Source organism: Paenibacillus sp. MMO-58 (genome assembly GCF_037146255.1).
Taxonomy (GTDB): Bacteria; Bacillota; Bacilli; order Paenibacillales; family Paenibacillaceae; genus Pristimantibacillus.
Genome location: NZ_JBBCVY010000009.1, coordinates 74,606 through 94,490 on the forward strand (window position 1 = coordinate 74,606; position 19,885 = coordinate 94,490).

The 19,885-nt window shown below is 54.1% G+C and carries 7 protein-coding genes; 5 read left to right on the forward strand and 2 right to left on the reverse strand.

Annotated elements, in window-relative coordinates; genetic code table 11:
- Nucleotides 1-10 precede the first annotated feature (10 nt).
- A complete protein-coding gene (locus WFJ73_RS23995; RefSeq protein WP_336775481.1) occupies nucleotides 11-2,770 on the forward strand; it encodes an alpha-mannosidase in 2,760 nt (919 codons plus the stop codon).
- Nucleotides 2,771-2,882: 112 nt separating this feature from the next.
- Here the strand turns inward: WFJ73_RS23995 and WFJ73_RS24000 are convergent, their stop codons facing one another.
- On the reverse strand, nucleotides 2,883-4,193 hold the full coding sequence (locus WFJ73_RS24000) for an amidohydrolase family protein (RefSeq protein ID WP_336775482.1): 1,311 nt from the start codon (nucleotides 4,191-4,193) through the stop codon (nucleotides 2,883-2,885).
- A gap of 158 nt (nucleotides 4,194-4,351) precedes the next feature.
- Here WFJ73_RS24000 and WFJ73_RS24005 point away from each other — a divergent pair, with 158 nt between their 5' ends.
- From WFJ73_RS24005 to WFJ73_RS24015, 3 genes are all read left to right on the forward strand, one after another.
- The gene (locus WFJ73_RS24005; RefSeq protein ID WP_336775483.1) at nucleotides 4,352-4,780 is read left to right on the forward strand and encodes a MarR family winged helix-turn-helix transcriptional regulator; all 429 of its coding nucleotides are present in this window, start codon (nucleotides 4,352-4,354) and stop codon (nucleotides 4,778-4,780) included.
- Nucleotides 4,781-5,175: 395 nt separating this feature from the next.
- Nucleotides 5,176-6,927, forward strand: a complete 1,752-nt coding sequence (locus WFJ73_RS24010; RefSeq protein WP_336775484.1) for a methyl-accepting chemotaxis protein — start codon at nucleotides 5,176-5,178, stop codon at nucleotides 6,925-6,927.
- 72 nt (nucleotides 6,928-6,999) lie between these two features.
- Entirely contained in the window at nucleotides 7,000-10,674 is a 3,675-nt protein-coding gene (locus tag WFJ73_RS24015) for a non-ribosomal peptide synthetase family protein (RefSeq protein WP_336775485.1), read from the forward strand.
- A 357-nt stretch (nucleotides 10,675-11,031) separates the two neighbouring features.
- On the opposite strand, the gene WFJ73_RS24020 is transcribed toward WFJ73_RS24015, so the two are convergent.
- On the reverse strand, nucleotides 11,032-14,850 hold the full coding sequence (locus WFJ73_RS24020) for a fibronectin type III domain-containing protein (protein ID WP_336775486.1): 3,819 nt from the start codon (nucleotides 14,848-14,850) through the stop codon (nucleotides 11,032-11,034).
- A 452-nt stretch (nucleotides 14,851-15,302) separates the two neighbouring features.
- Between WFJ73_RS24020 and WFJ73_RS24025 the strand changes: the two genes are divergently transcribed.
- The gene (locus tag WFJ73_RS24025) at nucleotides 15,303-19,838 is read left to right on the forward strand and encodes an S-layer homology domain-containing protein (RefSeq protein ID WP_336775487.1); all 4,536 of its coding nucleotides are present in this window, start codon (nucleotides 15,303-15,305) and stop codon (nucleotides 19,836-19,838) included.
- Nucleotides 19,839-19,885: the final 47 nt, after the last annotated feature.

The following is a 19,885-nucleotide window of genomic DNA, read 5'->3' on the forward strand; positions in this document are numbered from 1 at the left end:
GACGATCGCCATGGCGAACGCTGATCATAGAAAAACGGCGCATATCATCTCGCACACGCATTGGGACCGCGAATGGTATCTGCCTTACGAGAAACATCACGTGCGGCTTATCGCGCTTATGGATACGCTGCTGGACACGCTGGAGAACGACACGGAATACCGCAGCTTTTATCTAGACGGACAGACGATCATCATCGAAGACTACCTGCAGGTACGCCCGGAAGAGCGGGAGCGACTGGAGAAATGGATCCGCGAGGGCCGCATTCATATCGGTCCGTGGTACGTGCTGCAGGATGCGTTCCTGACAAGCAGCGAAGCGAACGTCCGCAATCTGCAGATCGGGCATCAAGATGCCGCGCAGTACGGCACGATCGCGAAGGTCGGGTATTTCCCCGACACCTTCGGCAACATCGGCCAAGCGCCGCAGCTCATGAAGCAGGCGGGCATCGACAACGCGGTGTTCGGCCGCGGCGTCAAGCCGACGGGCTTCAACAACATGGTCTCGGACTCCGCGTACGAGTCGTCCTTCTCGGAGCTCGTATGGGAAGGGCCGGACGGTTCGCAGGTGCTGGGCATTCTGTTCGCCAACTGGTACAGCAACGGCAACGAGGTGCCCGTGGACGAAGCGGAGGCCAAGGAATACTGGGACCGCAAGCTGGCCGATGCCGGCAAATACGCATCGACGGGGCAGCTGCTGTTCATGAACGGCTGCGATCATCAGCCGATCCAGACGGATCTGGCCGAAGCGATTCGCGTTGCTCGCAAGCTATACCCGGATACGGATTTCGTTCATTCGAATTTCCCGGATTATCTGGCATCGCTGAAGTCGTCGCTCAAAGACAAGCAGCTGTCGGTCGTGCGCGGCGAGCTGCGCAGCCAGCGGACGGACGGCTGGTCGACGCTTGTGAATACGGCGTCCGCCCGCGTCTACCTGAAACAGATGAACCAGGTCGGCCAGACGATCCTCGAGAAGGTCGCCGAGCCGCTCGCCGCGTTCGCTCATATGACGGGCAAAGCCAAGTACCCGCATCATCTGCTGAAGTATGCTTGGAAAACGCTCATGCAGAACCATCCGCATGACAGCATCTGCGGCTGCAGCGTCGACGAGGTGCATCGGGAGATGGTCACCCGGTTCGACAAGAGCCGCCATGTGGCGGAGACGATCGTCGACGACAGCAAGCATGCCGTTGCCGGCGCCGTCGATACGAGCGCGTTCGCGGGCTACGGAAAGGATGCGCTTCCGCTTGTCGCGTTTAATACGACGGGATGGACGCGCAGCGGCGTCGTGGAAATCGAGCTGGATGTTGCACGCGTGTATTTCCGCGAAGGCATCGCCCCGAATGACATGATTCGCATGATGAAGGAAATCTCCCTCGAGGGGCGCACGCTCGTGGACGCGGACGGCAACGCCGTCGAGCATACGTTCGAGGATCTGGGCTTGCAGTTCGGCTACGACCTGCCGGATGACAAATTCCGCCAGCCGTATTGGACTCGCCGCGTGAAGCTGACGTTCGAAGCAACCGCCGTGCCGGCGCTTGGCTTGAAGACGTACGCTTGGGTGCTGGGCGCCGCAGACGGCGCAGCATCGCCGTCGCTGGTAACCGGTCCCCGTACGCTAGCGAACAACAACCTGAACATCGAGATTGCCGAAGACGGAACCCTGGCGGTAACGGATATCGCCAGCGGACGCACGTACCGCGATCTGCTCATCTATGAAGATGCCGGAGATATCGGCAACGAGTACATGTTCAAGCAGCCGGACGGCGAGCCGGCGCTCACGACTAAAGGTCTTGCGGCCGAAATCCGCGTCATCGAAGACAACGCGTACCGCGCATCGTTCGAGATCGTGCATCATTGGTCGATCCCGGCGTCCGCCGACGAGCTGTTCGAGCAGGAGAAGCAGGAAGCCGTTTATTATCCCGAGCGCAAAGCCGGCCGTTCGACGGATTACGTGCCGTTCACGATCCGCACCGTCGTCAGCCTGGAGCGTTCCGGACGCGGCGTAGGCATCCGTACCACGTTTAATAACCAAGCGAAGGACCATCGCGTGCGCGCCTTGTTCCCGACAGACTTGGCCGCGTCCGTCCATCGGGCCGACGCGATCTTCGAAGTGGCGGTTCGCGATAACGAGCCTGCCGCCGAATGGGAGAACCCGAGCAACGCGCAGCATCAGCAAGCCTTTGCCGATGTCAGCGACGGCACGCAGGGCCTCACGATCGCGAACCTTGGCTTGAACGAATACGAAGTGCTGCGTGACGGCCGCAATACGATTGCGGTTACGCTGCTTCGCTCCGTTTCCGAGCTGGGCGACTGGGGCGTCTTCCCGACGCCGGAAGCGCAATGCCTCGGCGAGCAAACCGTGGAGCTCTTGATCATTCCGCATGGCGGCGACGGCGCAGCAACGGGCGCGTATGCGTCCGCTTATCAGTTCCAAGCGCCGTGGACCATCACGCAAACCGGTGTACACGGCGGAACGCTGTCGCCGGCGCATTCGTTCCTGGCATGGGAAGGCGAAGGCATTGCGTTCTCCTCGGCCAAGATCGCGGAAGCGACGGGCGACCTCATGCTGCGCTGGTTCAACATGCGGCCGGAAGCGGCGAAGCTGCAGGCGCAGCCGAACGTCGGCTCTGCCGTGGTGGCGTACGCGAGCGACGTGCTTGAGCAGGCGGGCGAACGCCTGCAGCCGTCCGGCGAAGGCGCGAACGGCTCGTTCGCGGCGGAGCTTGGGCCGTGCGAGATCTATACGGTAGGCATCAAGACAGCGCAATGACGCGGCATGGCTTTTGCGAATTGAATATAGGGCAGTTGGCTATATGGCCAGCTGCCCTTTTTTAAGGTAATGGAAAAGAAGAAATTTTGAATATGGCTTCCAAAAGAAATAATTAACCCCGTTTTTGCGCACCTTTAAACCATACGGCTTTAATAGATAAGGTATCCGAGATATTGGTTGTCGGATCGCCATTCACCAATACGAAGTCCGCGCGCGCGCCTTCCGCAATACGGCCACGATCACGAAGACCGAACCGACGGGCAGGTTTCGAGGTTGCAGACTGAAGTGCTTCTATCGGAGTGAACCCGGCCGTTACCAGCAGTTGCAATTCATGATGTACGCTGGCTCCGTGGGCAAGGCCGCCAAGATTCGGAACGGGAACGGGGGCGACATCCGTCCCGACTAGAATATCGACTCCGGCATTGTGAAGATCCATCACGTTTTTAAAGCTATTTTCCAGTTTGCCTTGCGGGAAAGTATTGAAGCTTGAGTTCAATATATCAATCCATTCCGGACTTAACTTGGAATGAACGCGAGGATCATTCGCCAATTCCGATGCTGGGTTCCCCAGGATGGATGAGTTTAACACCAGGCACGGTGTAACAAAGGCGCCAGAATCTGCGATGGATTGCACTAACTCCGACGTATACCCGGGCCGGTCGATAAACAGATGGCCCAATCCGTCCACTGCAAGATCGATGGCGGTTTGCGATGAACGGGCAGTCAAGACGTGGGCGATGACGATTTTATCGAACTTATGGGCTTCTTCTACGGCAGCTTTCAGAATCTCGTCGCTTAATACAGGCAGGCCGGGGGCGCCCATCACCGTACCTTCTTCAATCATGATTTTTATATAGTCGGCGCCATTATCCACCTGAGTATGCACATGTTTAATCGCTTCTTCCACCGTCGTTACTTGCGGCACCTCTTCGTGATCGTGGGCGTAAGCGGCTAGCATAGCTTCCCGGTCTTCATCCGATAACTTATCCAGTTCCTTTAATACGAATTCCGGAATCTCGTCCCCGTCCGGCAGTAATTCATCCGGATGACCTCCCGGAGCGGTGATTGCCGTGCCTGCAGAGCGGACATCGGCGACGTCATCCACATTTTTTAATTGAATCGAGCGTCCTCTCCCCGTAAAATCACCATTCATCTCGAGTTCTGTCGTCACTCCGAACTGTAATGCATCCCTTAATCCACCGATGGAGGTGTGGACATGCGCATCAATCAAGCCGGGCAGTAAGGTTGCGCCCTCGGCATTGATTATCGTTGCATTCGCCGGAATGTCGCCGCCCACCGCAATAATGGTTTCCCCTTTGATGACAATACTCCTTGATTCGATTACTTTCTCGCCATCGAAAATACGCGCATTCGTAATAGCGGTAACTTTCTCTACAGAAGAGCTTGGGCCTGAATTTTTCATTTTGTTGTTCCTCCTTGGAGTTGCAATTGATTCAGTTCGGAGTATAACTGTTAGATAACTAACTGTCAATAAACTAATATTTATTTGACAGGGAAGCTGGTTCTCTGTATAGTTTATTTGCTTATAGTTAGCGTTCTAACAATAAGGGAGGAACGGTCATGAAGCCCCGTAAGGAGACGCCTTATCTGGATTTGTTTCAGATTATTGGCCTTAAGTTAAAGAAAAAAGCGGACGAGAGCATAAAAGAGTTAGGTTTAAACGCTCAACAAGGAAAAATAATTGGCTATATCTACGAGAATCAAGAAACGGAATTAATTCAGAGGGATCTTGCCGATCGGTTTCATCTGCGCGGGGCTAGCATTACAAGCATGCTTCAAGGTCTTGAGCAAAAAGGATTTATCGAGCGGAAAATCCCAGCCAATAACGAAAGGCAAAAAAATATTTATGTTTTACCAAAGGCCGTTGAATTAATTGAAGATTTTAACGAGTCCTTCCAAAAGGTGGAGGATGAGATCGTTCAAGTCCTTACCGAAGAGGAAAAGCAAACCTTAAAGGAATTGTTGGTCAAAATTAATGAACGCTTATAATCGATAAAAAGAACGGACAAAAGCAGCATTTCCTTTTACGGAAATGCTGCTTTTTTAGCATCAAAAATAAGGGCTGCAGGATACAGGATTTGAAAAAATATTCTGATATTTCCTGATAAATAGATCAAAAGTACTACATATTTGATTTTTTTCACGAAATTATTACAAAATGTATAAAGTATTTACACATTTTTTTTAATTTTGCTATTCAACTTATAGTTATTTAGTACGATACTATATAAATAGTCTATGTCTAAATTTGGAAGCATTACGAGAACGAATTCGCTTTTTTCAGAAATTATTCCATATCATCATTCGTGGAAGGGGGTTAATTACGCTTTCATTTGATAATGCAGCCAAATAGACAATTAAATCATAATAGGAGCGTTTTACAGATGTTGTTGATCAGACGGATGTCCTTTTTCACCAAGATGTTGCTGTTAGCCTTTATTAACATTATTTTAATCGGCACGATTCTAATCTCCTCCAGTTATATGACCCAAAAAGACATTCTTATTGAGCAGCTGCGCGGCCAGATTATTGCGATTACGCAGGAATGGGCAAAAGAAATCGATCCGGCTGTCGTTGCCCAGGCGATCGAGCAGAAGAGCTACCAAGGCTCGGCGCAAGCCCAGCTTCAGGTTTTATTCGATCAAATTCATAAATACAACCCTAATATTGCTCAAGCCTACATATTCGGCACGGAGCTTGCGGATGGCAATAAAACTTCGCTGGTCGCCATGCCTACAAGTCTCGTAGAAGCGTTCTCGGCCGAGAACATTAATATCGGCGACATGTACGAGCAGCCTGCCGCTATGGCGAACGCTGTTGCCAAGATGCTGAAGACCGGCAAGCCGACCTTTACAAGCTTCTATTCCGACAGCTTCGGAACATGGACGTCGGTTCTTTACCCGATCGTTGACAGCCAAGGCAACAGCCTTGGATTCTTTGCCGCCGACGTGGATGCCAGCGCTGTTCCGGAGGGGCTGCATAAGCTTCTGGTGAACGGCATTACCATTATGGTTATTTTCATGCTGATTATTTTCTTGATCCAATTCTTTGTATCCCGCCGTACGATGAAGCCTATTCAAGAGCTGGTTCGCGGCATTGATACGGTCAGCACCGGCAACCTGAACGTGGAACTGAAGACCGGAAGCGACGACCTTGGAATGGTTAACCAGAAATTCAACCAGATGGTTAGCCGGATTAACGATATGATGCTTCAAGTTCAGCATACCTCGCATGCCGTTACGAATTCTGCCAAGAATCTGCATGAAATCTCGGAGCTGAACAGTAAAAATACAAACCTGATCACTGCAAGCGTTCAGGAAATCTCGGGAGGCATCGGGGAGCAGAAGCAGGCGACCATGGATACCGCCAGAGCGATGACCGAGCTTGCGGCCGTTATTCAGACGATCGCGGAGAACTCTTCGAAGGTCGCTCACGAAGCTTACGACATGGAGCAAAAATCCATTGAGGGCAACTCGGCCGTTAAGCAGGTCATGACGCAGATGGAGCAAATCCAGGCCGTGGTCAGCAAGTCTACGAGTGCCATTAAGCTGCTGGACAGCCGTTCGCAGGAGATCGAAAATATCGTTTCGATGATTATGAGCATCTCCGGCCAGACGAACCTGCTCGCGTTAAACGCCGCGATCGAGGCCGCGCGTGTAGGCGAGCATGGCAAGGGCTTTGCCGTTGTTGCCGGCGAGGTCCGGAAGCTGGCGGAGCAGTCCGATCAGTCCGCGAAGCAAATCTCCGAGCTGGTGAAGGAAATTCAGGACGTCATCCGGATTGCCGTAGAGGCGCTGGAGCAAGGGACTTACGAGGTTAATGACGGTCTTCAGATTACGAACACCACGGAACAGCTGTTGAACGAGATTCTTCAGGCTACGCAAAACGTAACGATGCAAATTCAAGAGGTGTCGAGTTCGACAGAGGAGCTGTCGGCAGGTACGGAGGAGCTTACGGCTACATCCGAAAGCCTGTCGTCGGCAGTGAGCGTTACGGCCGTAAACAGTGCCCAAATATCCGATTCCGTCGAAGAGCAGAAGGAAAGCATGTCTGCCATCGTCGACTCTTCAACGGAGCTTACCGCTCTGTCGGAAAAACTTCAGAAGCTCCTTAACCAATTTCAGGTTAAAGGTTAAGGCTAACCTGTTCCATCCTCGCATCGGATTCGATGCGGGGACATTTTTACTGCTCGGAAGGAGTAAAGAGATATGACGGAGATTAATCATCACACTAAGGTAACAGAGAATTTGCTGCTATTTATCCCGCTCGATTCATCACGTCACAGCCGCACTTATTCCTACTTAACAGTAGAAGCAGCTTTCGAAGACCGCTTAAACGCGAAGCTGCAGGCTTTGAAGGATGGCAGAGAGCAAATGGCGGCAGCGGCTTTTATGGCATTGCTGTATCGTTTATCCGGGGAAAACGACATTTTTGCGGAGTGGATTACGGGCGGCGGGACGCCGGTACCCCTTCTTCTAAGCTTCGAACAGAAGCAGACCTTCGCAAGTTTAAAAGAATCGATTAACAGCCAGGCAGCCGCAGGGGCTGTCGCTTCGCCGGAGCTTCAATTCGATACCCGGTTCTCGTGCGGCCGGCCGATCAGTACGGTGCAGGAGCTGCTCAACTGGCAGCTGCTTCAGGAGGGCGGCCGCTGGATGCTGCGCGTGGATTACGACAGCTCGGTGCTCACGGACTCTACGATCCGCAGGTATGCGCAATATTTCATTATCTTGCTGGAGGCGGCTCTATCGGATGAGAACAGCCTGATTGCCGCGGTTGATATTCTGCTGGACACAGACCGGGCTGTCTATGACCGCATGAACGATACGTCTTATCCTTACGATAAAACAAAGACGATTCACGGCATGTTCGAGCAAGCGGCGGCAGCTTATCCGGACCGTATCGCAGTCTCTTCCGTTTACGGTCAGCTGACTTACCGGGAATTAAACGAGAGATCGAACAGCACCGCAAGAATGCTGTTAAACCGCGGTCTCGGCAAAGGAGATTTCGTCACCATTTTTATGGAGCGGAGCCTGGAGCTTATCGTCAGCCTGCTTGGCATTCTTAAGGCGGGCGGCGTATACGTTCCGGTTGACCCGGAGCATCCGGAGGACCGCAACCGATATATTTTGTCGGATACCGCATCGGCCTTTATCCTGACCAAATCCGCTTATGAAGCACAGGCGGCCTTGCTCTGCGAAGGCGTGGACACCGTTAAGGAGATCATTGCGTTAGACTCCGGCATGACCGAGGTCTATGAAGGCATCTACAATATCGAGAACGGAGTTGCCCCGGAGGATCTGGCCTATATTATCTATACATCCGGCTCGACCGGAAGGCCGAAAGGCGCGCTGATCGCGCACGAAGGCGTCGTCAATTTAGGCGAGACGGTGCGTACGGATTGCCGGATCGGCCCTGAAGACGTGCTTACGCAGTTCGCGACCTACAGCTTTGACGCTTCGGTATGGGATACGATTGGCGCTTTATTTTACGGGGCGCATTTGTATCTGCTGTCTTCGGAGGAGCGGGTATCCGTCGAGGAATTCGCAAGCGCGATTGAGAGAACGGGGACAACGATTATTACCATTCTTCCAACGGTGTTCTTTAACCAGCTGTCCGCGTACTTATCGGAGGAAGGCTACCGCAAGCTGTCGGGCGTCAAGCTCATCACCGTAGCGGGTGAGGCGCTGTACGGCGAGCAGGTCCGGGCTTTCCAGCGAAAATTCCATGACGCGATCGATATCGTTAACGTGTACGGCCCAACCGAATGCACGGTTTGCACAACAACGTTTACGGTAAGAGGGTTTATTCCGGATGAGGTAACGAGCGTTCCGATCGGCAAGCCGATTCATAATTACAAGGTTTATATTGTGAACGAAGAAAATCGGCTGTGCCCGGTGAACGTGCATGGCGAGGTATATATTTCAACGGTAGGTCTCGCGAAAGGGTACTTGAACCAGCCGGAGAAAACGGCCGAAGCCTTTATCGATAATCCGTTTGGCGAGGGACAAATTTACAGGTCCGGCGATATCGCCAAGCTGCTGCCTGACGGAACGGTCGAATATGTAGGGCGCCGCGACTCCCAGATCAAAATTCGCGGTCACCGTATTGAAATCGGGGAAATCGAGGACAGCTTCGCCAAAATTCCAAACGTACAGGACGTTGCGGTCATCTGCAAGAAGGATACGGACGGCCAAAATATGCTGGTCGGTTATTTCACGACCCAAGACGGCGATCAGCTGCAGTCGGCGGTTATCAAGCGGATGCTGGGAGCTAAGCTGCCTTCCTATTTTGTGCCGAAATGGATCGTTCAGCTGGATGCGATGCCAATCTCGCCAACGGGCAAAATCGACCGTAAAGGTCTTCAGCGCTTCAATCATATGGAGAAGGCGGCCGCCGATGAGGGCTTTGTGGCGCCGGCTACGGCTATTGAGCGGGACGTTGCGGCATCCTGGCAGGAGGCTCTGCGCCAGGAGCAAGTTGGCAGGTACGATGATTTCTTCTCGATTGGCGGCGATTCGCTGGCGATTATTCATGTGCTTGTCCTGCTGAAGCCGCAATATCCGGAGCTGAAAATCAATGATTTCTTCACCTTCCGGACGGTGGAAGCTTTGTCCTCGCGGATCGAGCAGCTGCAGGCGGAACAGCCTCAGGCGGAGGAACGCGCTGCTAAGCTGACAGGTCCCCTTGTGCCGCTTAATGAGGAGCCTCCAATCCCGGATTCGGAAGCAGAATTGCCGCAAGGCAGCAGCGTTGAGCCCCAAGCCTTCTTGCTGACGGGAGCTACGGGCTATCTTGGCGCTTATCTGCTGCATGAGCTGCTTGAGCAGAGCGATGCGAAGGTCTATTGCCTCGTCCGTCCGGGTATCGATTCCGGTCTGGTCCGCATTCAGGCGCATATGGAATACTTCTTTGGCCAAGCTGCCAAGGAGCGCATCGAGGAGCGGGTGATTGCGGTAGAAGGCGATTTGGAGCAAGAGGATCTGGGGATTTCCGCCGAGATCCGGCAGGAGCTTCTGGGTGCGCTGGATGCCATTATTCACAGCGCAGCCGATGTAAGGCATTTTGGCGAGGAAGAGCAATTTGCGAAGACGAATATTGCGGGCACGCTTGCTTTGATTAATCTTGCCAAAGCATGCGGGAAGCCGGTTCGTTTCCATCATATTTCCACGCTTGGCATTCCGGAGGATCTGGCTTTAAGCGGGCAATGGGAACAGGTATTAAACGAGCAGACGTTATGGCCTGATCTGAAGGTAGAGAATTTGTATACGAACAGCAAGATGGAGGCGGAAAAAGCGCTGATGTCCGCCGCCGGGGAAGGGCTGAGCGTAAACATCTACCGTGCCGGCAATCTGTCCTCCCATTCCGAGAGCGGCTTGTTCCAGCGGAATATCGACAGCAATTCGTTCTACCGTATGCTGAAGGCGATGCTGCTGCTCGGCAAAGCGCCAAAGGTGCAATGGGAGGTGGACTTTACCCCAATCGATTACGCGGGTAAATCAATCGTAACGCTTGCGCTGCAGCCGGCTCACTCGGGACGATTGTTCCACATTTGCAATCCGGAGACCATCCCGTATACCAAATGGGTGGATCTTATCCGCAATTACGGTTATGCTATAGAGCTTCTGGAGCCGGACGCTTATGCCAAATGGCTGTTTGACGCATCCGTTCCGAAAAACGCGGAAGGCGTCAAGCTGGCGATTGCCCAGCTGGAAGGGGACGGAGCGAAGGATTCCGGGTACCGCTACGGATGCGAATACACGTATGAAGTATTGCAGGAGCTTAACGTTACATGCGCTGCGCCGGACAGCCGCTTTATGGGGGCTATGCTGGATCATGCCGTGAGAATCGGGTATTTCCCGAAAGTACTGGTAACGGTTTGATAGGTAGTCATCGAGAGATGACTATCTATAATCTCGCACGTTGGAATTCTTCCAATAAAAAGCGGCTGACAGGGTAGAACGTAGAGGTTACGTTGGATTTACCCCAGTAAAATAGTCCATATTGGGCCGCTTTCGCCTAATTGAGCAGATTATACTGGACCCAATCCAATGTACTTGAGTAGAAAAGGAAAAATAGCTTGTCATGCTGTATGGAATCCACTGTGGCTCTAACTCATTCATGTTAACCTGATAAAATACTTAAAGGGCAATCCCGTGACGGGATTGCCCTTTGTTTGTTCGGGATGGTTGCCTCCATGCCCGCGATGCTGTTACGGCGGGGGTTATTTAAGCCAACTGTTAAGCCAACGTATAGCTTAACAACGTGCCGTTTGCGGCCGGCAGCCGGTTTGCGGTCGAATCGTTAGTGATGAAGCCTAGGCGAATGGTGCTGCCTGCGGTTAAACCAAGAGAAGAAAGAGGAACCGCGACTTCGATAACCGTATCGTTGCGGACATACTGGGCGGCGCTGAGCGTAGAAGCCAGGCTCCAGGTCCAGCTGTTGCCGGTACCGCTGTAAGCGAACAGATTCTGATTCTCCAGCAGGGTATCCACGCCGCTTGTTGCCCAGTTCGCTGGATTATAGCCGGAAGACGCGTTATTATCCGTGTTCAGATAGAACTGGCTTTTGGCGTTCAAGCCGCTGCCTTGAATAAGCAGATACAGGTTGGTACCGTCGTTTTTCGCTTTCATGGCGGTAATGGTGCCGCCTGCGCTGCCGTTTAGTGCCGGGACCGATCCCCAGTCGCTTGCGCTGCCGTCGATTGTTATCGTGGTAACGGCCTGAGGTGTCGCGCTGACGGCGGTTGATTTGGCGGATTCATTATTGCTTGTATCCACGGCGCTGATCTGGAACGAATAGGAGGTGCCGTTGGTTAGTCCGGTAGCGGTGTAAGTCGTTCCTGTCACGGGGGTGGTATTTAACTTCGTTGTCCCCCGGTAAAGGTTGTAGCCCTGCAGATCGGATTCGGCGTTGGCCGACCAGGTTAATGTGACCTGGCTGCTGCCTGCGGAAGCGGTTAGACCAGCCGGAACGGAAGGCGCTGTCGTATCCGGCGTTGTGCCGCCTCCGCCGGTTCCGCCGCTGCCAAGCGTATAGCCGGGCAGAACACCGCCGCTTACGGGCAGACGGTTCACCGTCGAGTCATTGCTGACATAGCCCGCACGGATGGTGCTTCCGTTTGCGAGGTTTAGCGTGTTGAGCGGGATCGACAGCTCCACGACGTTATTGTTGCGCTGGAACTCGGTCGTGCTAAGCGTACCGACAGACGTCCAAGACCAGCCTGCGCCATTGTTGCGGTACACGATATTGTTCTCGATCATATATTCGGCGCCGCTTTCCGCGCCGGAAGTATTCCAGCCTGCCGCGTTATAACCGGTCAGCCGGTTGTTGTCCGTATCGAGGAAAAACTGGCCTTTAACATTCAGGTTATTGCCTTGGACAAGCAGGTACAGCTGACTTGCGGTATTGGATGCCTTAAGTACCTGTACATCGGAGGTACCGGTAGCTAGCGCAGGGATGCCGCTCCAGTCCGAGGCTGATCCGTCGATCGTAATCGTTGCTGGTGTCGTTCCGTTAGGCGTCACGGATACGGCAGCGCTTAGCGGAGACTCCTGACCGGCATTGTTCACCGCGGATACCTGGAAGCTGTAGCTGGTGCCGTTTGTTAAACCGGTATTGGTATAAGAAGTTCCGGTTATCGGCGAGCTGTTTGCTTTCGTGCCGTTCCGGTACACGTTATATCCCGAGAGGTTCGCTTCCGTATTGGCGGTCCAGCTTAAGACGGCCTGCCCGTTGCCGGCAGCCGCGGTCAGTCCGGCGGGAGCAGACGGCGCAACAGGGGCGGCGGGAGTGGCGGATACGGCTGAGCTGAGCGCCGATTGGACGCCGTTTGTATTCACGGCCGCAACCTGGAAGCTGTAGCTGGTGCCGTTTGTCAGTCCCGTTGCGGTATAGGATGAGCTGGTCACAAGGGTGCTGTTAAGCTTTGTGCCGCCGCGATAGACGTTATAGCCAGCCAGATTGGACTCGGAATTCGGGCTCCAGCTTAAGAATACCTGGCCGTTGCCCGCTGAAGCCGTCAATCCGGTTGGAGCGCTTGGCACGGCGGGCGAGCCCGGAACGGTGAATTTAACCGACGAGCCGCCGAAGTTGGCTGTCCGGAACCACATCCAGATATCCTGCCCGGCAAGCGAATCCGGGAAAATATAGTCCGCGTCAAACATCAGCTCAACCGAATTTCCGGATTGCTTCGCAATCACCGGCCATCCGTTATTGCCGACGGTGGTGGACGGGAACTTGAACACGTCGGCCTGCCCGCTTACATGCGGGGCGAGGTACACCTTGTTCATATTCTCGAAATAGATGCGGGAATCCGGCGTAATGGGCCAAGCGACGCCTTGCCAGCCGGTTGCGCCTTTTTTGTCGTAATCGAAGTAGAGCATTTCCCCTTGCATGTTTATCGCGGATAAGGCATCAATCCTCATCAGGAATTTGTCGCCGGCGAACTTGGCATACACCTTCGTAATGCCTTTGGCATTGCTGCCCGCCGGATCGCTGTAGATTGGCGTTTCGCTTGCCCAGTCCGAGAACTGCCCGTCGATATTGAAGCCGCCCTGCAGATCGGTCGGATGCGTGCCGGAAAGCGAGGAGGAAGGATGACCGCTCGCATCAAGCCAGTTTTTCGCGTCTTGATACATATTGGTGAAATTGGTGGCGCCGCTTACGTCGTAACCCATGTAGTGGCTGTTATTCACGATTTCGTTCATCCATTTGTTTGTGCTTGCGGAAGGGATCGTAAAGTCGCAGATGATGATGTTGAAGCCGTCCGTCTGATTCGCCTGGGCGTTCATGTAGTCTTTCCAGAAGCCGCCGAAGTTGTCGCGGCTGCGGTAGGTAGGGGAGGCGGAATTGGTGTTCCAGTTGTCCGCGAATGCCGCGTTCTCGTCATAGAACTTGGAGCCTGAAGTGATGTAGGGGTTGTAATACCAGGATTCGGTCAGGAAAATGTTAATCGCATGCCGATAGCGCTCGGCGAATTGGGAGGTGCCTTCGTCCGGGTTGAAATACCAGTAGCCCCGGTTCGCCGCAACTATCTTGGTTGGGTCAACGGCTTTGACCGCTTCGACCAGCTCAACCATGCCTTTGGCCGTAAAACCGAAGTTGCCGCGCGGTCCCCAGGAGGTTGTTGGGCCTGCGCCGCCAATAGGATCCGGCGTATCAACGGTATCCAGGAAGACGCCGTCGTACCCGGCATCATGCTCCAGCTTGTCGGTCATGAAGGTGATGAGCTTTTTCCACGTCGGATCACCGCCGTTTATATAACCGCCGCCGTAGGTTTTGTTCTTGTCGGCAACGCCGTCCCCGGATTTCCAATACCCTCCGTACATGTAGCGAGTGTCGCTTACCCATGTCCCTTGCTGATCCAGATACCAAGGCATCAGACCGTTATTGCTCCAGCTGAGCAGATTGCCGGTAGAGGAGTAATCATTCGCAATCGAGATGCCCGTGTAGCCGTTGTAACCGGAATTATAAGTGCCGTCCGGCGTTGCGCCGCCTTCCACGTTTATGTAATTGCCGGAGCTGTTGTAGTTCCAAGGATTCGGACCGTGCAGCGGTCCGCTTGGTCCGCTGTAATCCGCCGGAAGCAGACCAACGTCCTTGCCGTTCTGGATCGTCATGTCGCCGGTAAAGCCGGTAAATACGCTGGAAGTGGCCAGCTCGCCAACCGACATATAGGCCAGCACGATAACATCGTCGGCTGTTCCGAGAATGCCGTCTACGCCCCGTTTTACTTCGTTAACCTGATTGGGAGTAAACGTCTCGAAGTAGAATTGGTTCTTCGCAACGTTAATGATGCGGATGGTAGGCTCGAGGATGACGAGATCGTATGTCTTTAATGTATCAAGCTGAGTCTGGGTAGCGGTATTAGTGCCGTACCAGATCATAACCCGGCTGTATTCGCTGAGACCGGGTACTTTGCCGTACAAGGGATCTTTGCCGATGGCGGCGTGTGCGGACGGCGCGAGGCCGGGGGCGCGGAATGCCGGGAACAGAAGCAGCAGAATCAGGGATGCAGTGAACATTCGGCGAGCCAAACGGTGGAAGGCTTTAAGCAAAATAATCACTCCTCTTTTTATTTAACTACTTAAGTCGGAAAATTCGGATAAATCACCTCCTGAATAGGTCTAATAAATTTGGCGCAAAAAACGAAGTGAATTAATAGGCTAAATGAGATGCTCATGCACCAACGAGGCCATTATAATCGAGCATTTACAGGAATACAACAAATAAATTCACGGTTTTTAAGGGACATACCTTCTATTGCGATTTTTAACGCCCTTAAAGGATGAAGGGATTAGTTATAAGTCTGGTGAAATATTTGCCGCAAACTAAATAAATATTTTCCTAAAAATGATTGAAATTTGTGTAAATATTTACTAGAATGAGGGGCAATAAGCGCCTAGCGCTTATACAAACAAAGGAGGCTGCGATTGGCAGGAGCAACGTCTAAGGGAGTTCGTCGAGAATCGCTTCAAAGGGAACCACAAACCGAAGGGATGGGGAAACGATGGGCAAGGCGGGGAAAAAGTTAGCGTTAACGGCATTGGCGGCAATGATGGGGGCTCTTCCGACTGCAGGGCTGCCTGCGACAGCGGCGGCAGCGGCGGAAGCGGGTTCCGGTGCCGCGCCGCTGTACGGGAATTTCGAGGATTGGAATGGCGGGCACACGAATCAGGCAACGGCTAATAACCGGATGGAATCGATTAAAGCCGTTAATCAGGACGGCAAGCTTTATGTCATGGCGAAAGGAAGCGGGATGAACCGCGCCAAGACGCTGTACATAAATGCCGACAATAATACGGCGACGGGTGCGAATATAGCCGGGTGGAAGGATTCGGTCGGCATTGATTATAAGGTCGAAGGCGATGCGGCGTATGCGTACGAGAACGGAGAATGGGTGCAGCAGGGACAGGTTGTGCGGAAGGACAACGACACCGTGGCGGAATACGAGATTGATCTGACGGCGCTTCCGGCTGCCGATCCTGCCGGCAAAATCAAGGTGGGTTTGTTGTCGGAGGGATCAATGCTGCCGGAGCTTGGCGAGTTAATGGTCTCGGTGCAGCCTTCCTCCTCCGGCGGTGCAGCTCAAGCAGCTCCTCCGCCGCCAACCGATCTGGCCATTGACGGGGATGGTGCCGAATGGGCTGATGTGCCTGAGCTGTTCCGCAGCGCTGACGGGAAAACAACGGTGAAATACGCGGTTTCGGCGAATGCTCTGCACATGCTGATTGAAGGGCGTATCGACAATGGCGAATTCCCGGATTTGTGGGAGCACTTGCTGATCGACGTTGACCGCAAGCCTTCGACGGGCAATGCGATGTGGGCATGGGCGAGCACGCTAGGCTCGGAGTACCTCGTACAATCCGGTTTTCTCTATGAGGCAAACGGAAGCGGCGGCTGGCAGGAGGCAGCGACCGGACTAAGCTATGCCCGTTCCGGAACGGAAGATGCAAAGACGATCGAATGGACGCTGCCTCTTGCCGACCTGCATGCCGGCGATGCAAAGTCGGTTCATGTGGCTTTCCTGAGCAATAACTATGCCATGCCAGACCCTGCCGGCGATCCCGCGGAAATTAGTCTCGTGGCGAAGCCGCAGTTAAAGGTGGACGGCGATCCCGCGGATTGGGCGGGTATTCAGCCGCTGACCGTTACGGCGGACGGGCTGACAACGGTGAAGACCTATGTGATGGACGGCAAGCTATTTGCACTCATTGATGGCCGTATCGATAATACCGAATTCCCTAATCTGTGGGAGCATCTCTTCCTGGATACGGACAAAAATCCTTCCACCGGCACCTCCAGCTGGGCATGGGCGGGCAAGCTCGGAACCGAATACCTGGTTCAGACGGCTATTCTGTACGCCTCGAACGGAAGCGGCGGCTGGGATCAGACGCCCGCGGTATTCCCTTATGTCAGCAAGGGTACCGGCGATCATAAAGTGATTGAATGGTCCGTGCCGCTTAGCGAGCTTGGGATTACGGACGAACAATCCATACATGCCGGATTCCTGAGCAACAGCTATGCCGCGCCTGACGCAAGCGGCGATCCGGCTGTTATCCAGCTCCGCAGCAGCGGGTCCGCGATTACCGTAGACGGGGACGATAGCGATTGGGGCGGGGTGGAGCTTGGCGCCACCGCAGGGGGTTCCCCTTATGTGCTGGATGCGGTGCAGGACGAACGCAAACTGTATGTTCGGGTAAAGGGCAAGAATCTCGATCTGCGCAACGTCTATTATCTAAATACGGACGGCGATTCGGATACGGGGGCGTCGGCCGGACTGTGGACGGAGGAAGGCTTCGATTACAAAATCGACCGCGGAACGTTGTACGAATACCGGGAGCAAGAAGGCGATTGGACGGAGAAGGGACCGGTTTATCTGGCCGTAACCGACGATTCGGTTGAGATGGACGTTTATCTGGATGAGCTTGGCTTTCAAGGTCAGGAGCCAATCAAGCTTGGTTATGCCAACCGCGGCATGCTGCAGCTGCCGATGGGCGGCAGCGCGCCGCTGACCGTGGACAATGCGGTGCGGACGCAGGAGACTGCGGGCGTATTCTACCCTCGCCAAAGCTTTGAGTTGCTGAACAATCCTTTTATGGGATGGGTGGCTTGGGCGAAGGACTCTTCCAAGGCGGACGGCACTCCGTATCCGCAGCAGCACAGTTTGGTGTATGCGGGGATTTCTTGGCGGGAGCTGGAGCCGGTTAAAGGGCAATTCGACTGGGCAGGCATCGAGCAGAAATACCAGTTCGCCTATTGGGCATCACAGGGCAAACGGATCAATCTGCGGATTGTGATGGATACGCCTACGGCCGACCCGTCCCATAAGGATATTCCGGATTGGCTGTACGATGAGCTTGCCGCGGAAGGGAATGCCGGCACCTGGTACGATACGCAGGAGGTTGGCTCAGGCTTTAGTCCGAATTACAACAGCGAGACGCTGCTAGCCGAGCATGAGCGGATGATCGCCAAGGTAGCAGGGCGCTACGACAACGATCCGCGGATAGCTTTTGTGCAATTGGGAAGCCTGGGTCACTGGGGAGAGTGGCATACTTGGCCAAGCGGCTCCGGCGTGTTTCCGAAGCTGAGCATTTCCGATCAGTACGTTCAGCACTATCTGGACGCGTTTAAGCACAAGCAGATTGGCATGAGAAAGCCGTTCCCGATCGCAAGCGGGCAGCGGACCGGATTGTTTAACGACGTGTTCGGCATTAAATCCAGCACGGACGAGTGGGTAGGCTGGACGCAAAACGGCTGGTCGGGCATCGGAGAATTCGTGGATGATCCGGCGAATGCGGCTTCCGTGCAAGCGGCTTCCGCAATGCCGGACTTTTGGAAGTATGCGTACTCCGGCGGAGAGTTTGCCAACGGCAACCCGGAAAGCTGGCTGACCGATGACGCCATTATGGAATCCTTGCGCCAGATGCGGGTCAGCCATACCTCATGGCTGGGACCGTCTTCACCGGCGCGTACGGCATACGGGACCGGCATTCAGTCCAATATCGAGACGATGCAGAAAATGATGGGTTACCGCTATGTGATCGAGGCGGTTAAACATTCGGACTCCATCGCGCGCGGAACCTCCGCTTCCGTAGAGACGGTTCTTAACAATAAAGGAGTTGCTCCGTTCTATCAGGATTGGAAGCTGGAATACAGCCTCGCCGATGCCAACGGAACAATCGTGTACAAAGAGCGGCAGGATACCGATCTGCGTACGCTTCTGCCGGGCCGGCATGTGCTGGAACATCGGCTGAATTTGCCAAGTACGCTGGCTGCGGGCAGCTACAAGCTGCTTATTGCCGTCATTGATCCGGCAACGGATTCTCCGGGCATGGAGCTGGCGATTGACGAAAAACGTCCGGATGGAAGATACGAGGTTGGCAGTCTGACGGTGACCGGCTCGTCCGGCAGTACGGGCGGCGCGAACGGCTCGGCCCCGGCGGCGGATGACAGTAAGGTTCAGCGACTAAACAATCCGGTTCTCACGGACGGTAAGCTTGCTATTACACTGCTTACAGGCAAAGAGAAAATCGAGGTGCCTCTTCAGGCATCGGCTCTCGCGGGCAATCCGTCCATCGTTATTTCGGATGGAAAGGTAAACTGGGAGCTGCCGGGCTCCCTGCTGGCCAAGGCGAAGGAGCAGGCCGGAAGCGGCTTGGCTTGGCTGACTATTACCGTTAAGCCCGGCTTGGATCTGGCTTCCTACGCAATGAAGGATAACGCTGCGGCACAAGGCATCGGGCAGGCTGTTTCCTTTGGGCTTGCCGTAACTACGGCAGCGGGGGAAAAGACGATTGATTTTGCGGCTTCGCCCGTCAAGGTGTCCTTGAAGCCTGATTCGACCGATGTAAATGCCGTTAATCTTTACGGTATTCAGAATGAACGGTTAAAAGCGGCTTCTGCGATCTTCCGTAACGGGGTATTAACGGCGCAAATAACAGCCCCGGGAACCTATCAATGGCTGAATTACGAGAAGGTCTTCCGTGATGTTGCAGTCGGTCATTGGGCGGCGAACGCAATCGAAGCGCTGGCGGCCAAGCAAGTGATGCAAGGGGTAGACGGCGACAGGTTTGCGCCTAACCGGTCCATTACCCGCGTAGAGCTTGCCGCCATACTTGCAAGGGTATTGGGGCTTGGAACGGTGCCGGACGACGGAACGCAAACGCCGTTCCGGGATGTTCCGGCGCAAGCTTGGTATACAGAGGAGTTGAAGGGAGTGTTGGCAGCAGGATTGATGAGTGGTTACGGCGATACGTTCCGGCCAAATGCGGAAATTACCCGGGAGGAGCTGGCGGTTCTGGCTATTCGCGCGGCCGCGAAGATTTCCGGGGAATCCGCTGCGGGAACGTCTCCGAATCATGAAGAAGCAAGCTATCGGGATGCGGAACGGATTAGCGATTGGGCCACCGACAGCGTAATGAAGGCGAAGCGGCTTGGTCTTATGATTGGCGATGAAGATGGCTCTTTCCGTCCTCATGAAGGCGTGTCGCGTGCGGAGGCGGCGGTTATTACGCTTCGGTTGATGGAAATGCTGTTGAAATAAGAGCGTGCACAAGAGACTGCCCGGAAAGCCGGGCAGTCTTTTTTTGC

Bases quoted from the DNA above. Each gene is read 5' to 3' on its own strand.
- WFJ73_RS23995 (WP_336775481.1), top strand. From the start codon at position 11: ATGGCGAACGCTGATCATAGAAAAACGGCGCATATCATCTCGCACACG.
- WFJ73_RS24000 (WP_336775482.1), bottom strand. From the start codon at position 4,193: ATGAAAAATTCAGGCCCAAGCTCTTCTGTAGAGAAAGTTACCGCTATT.
- WFJ73_RS24005 (WP_336775483.1), top strand. From the start codon at position 4,352: ATGAAGCCCCGTAAGGAGACGCCTTATCTGGATTTGTTTCAGATTATT.
- WFJ73_RS24010 (WP_336775484.1), top strand. From the start codon at position 5,176: ATGTTGTTGATCAGACGGATGTCCTTTTTCACCAAGATGTTGCTGTTA.
- WFJ73_RS24015 (WP_336775485.1), top strand. From the start codon at position 7,000: ATGACGGAGATTAATCATCACACTAAGGTAACAGAGAATTTGCTGCTA.
- WFJ73_RS24025 (WP_336775487.1), top strand. From the start codon at position 15,303: ATGGGCAAGGCGGGGAAAAAGTTAGCGTTAACGGCATTGGCGGCAATG.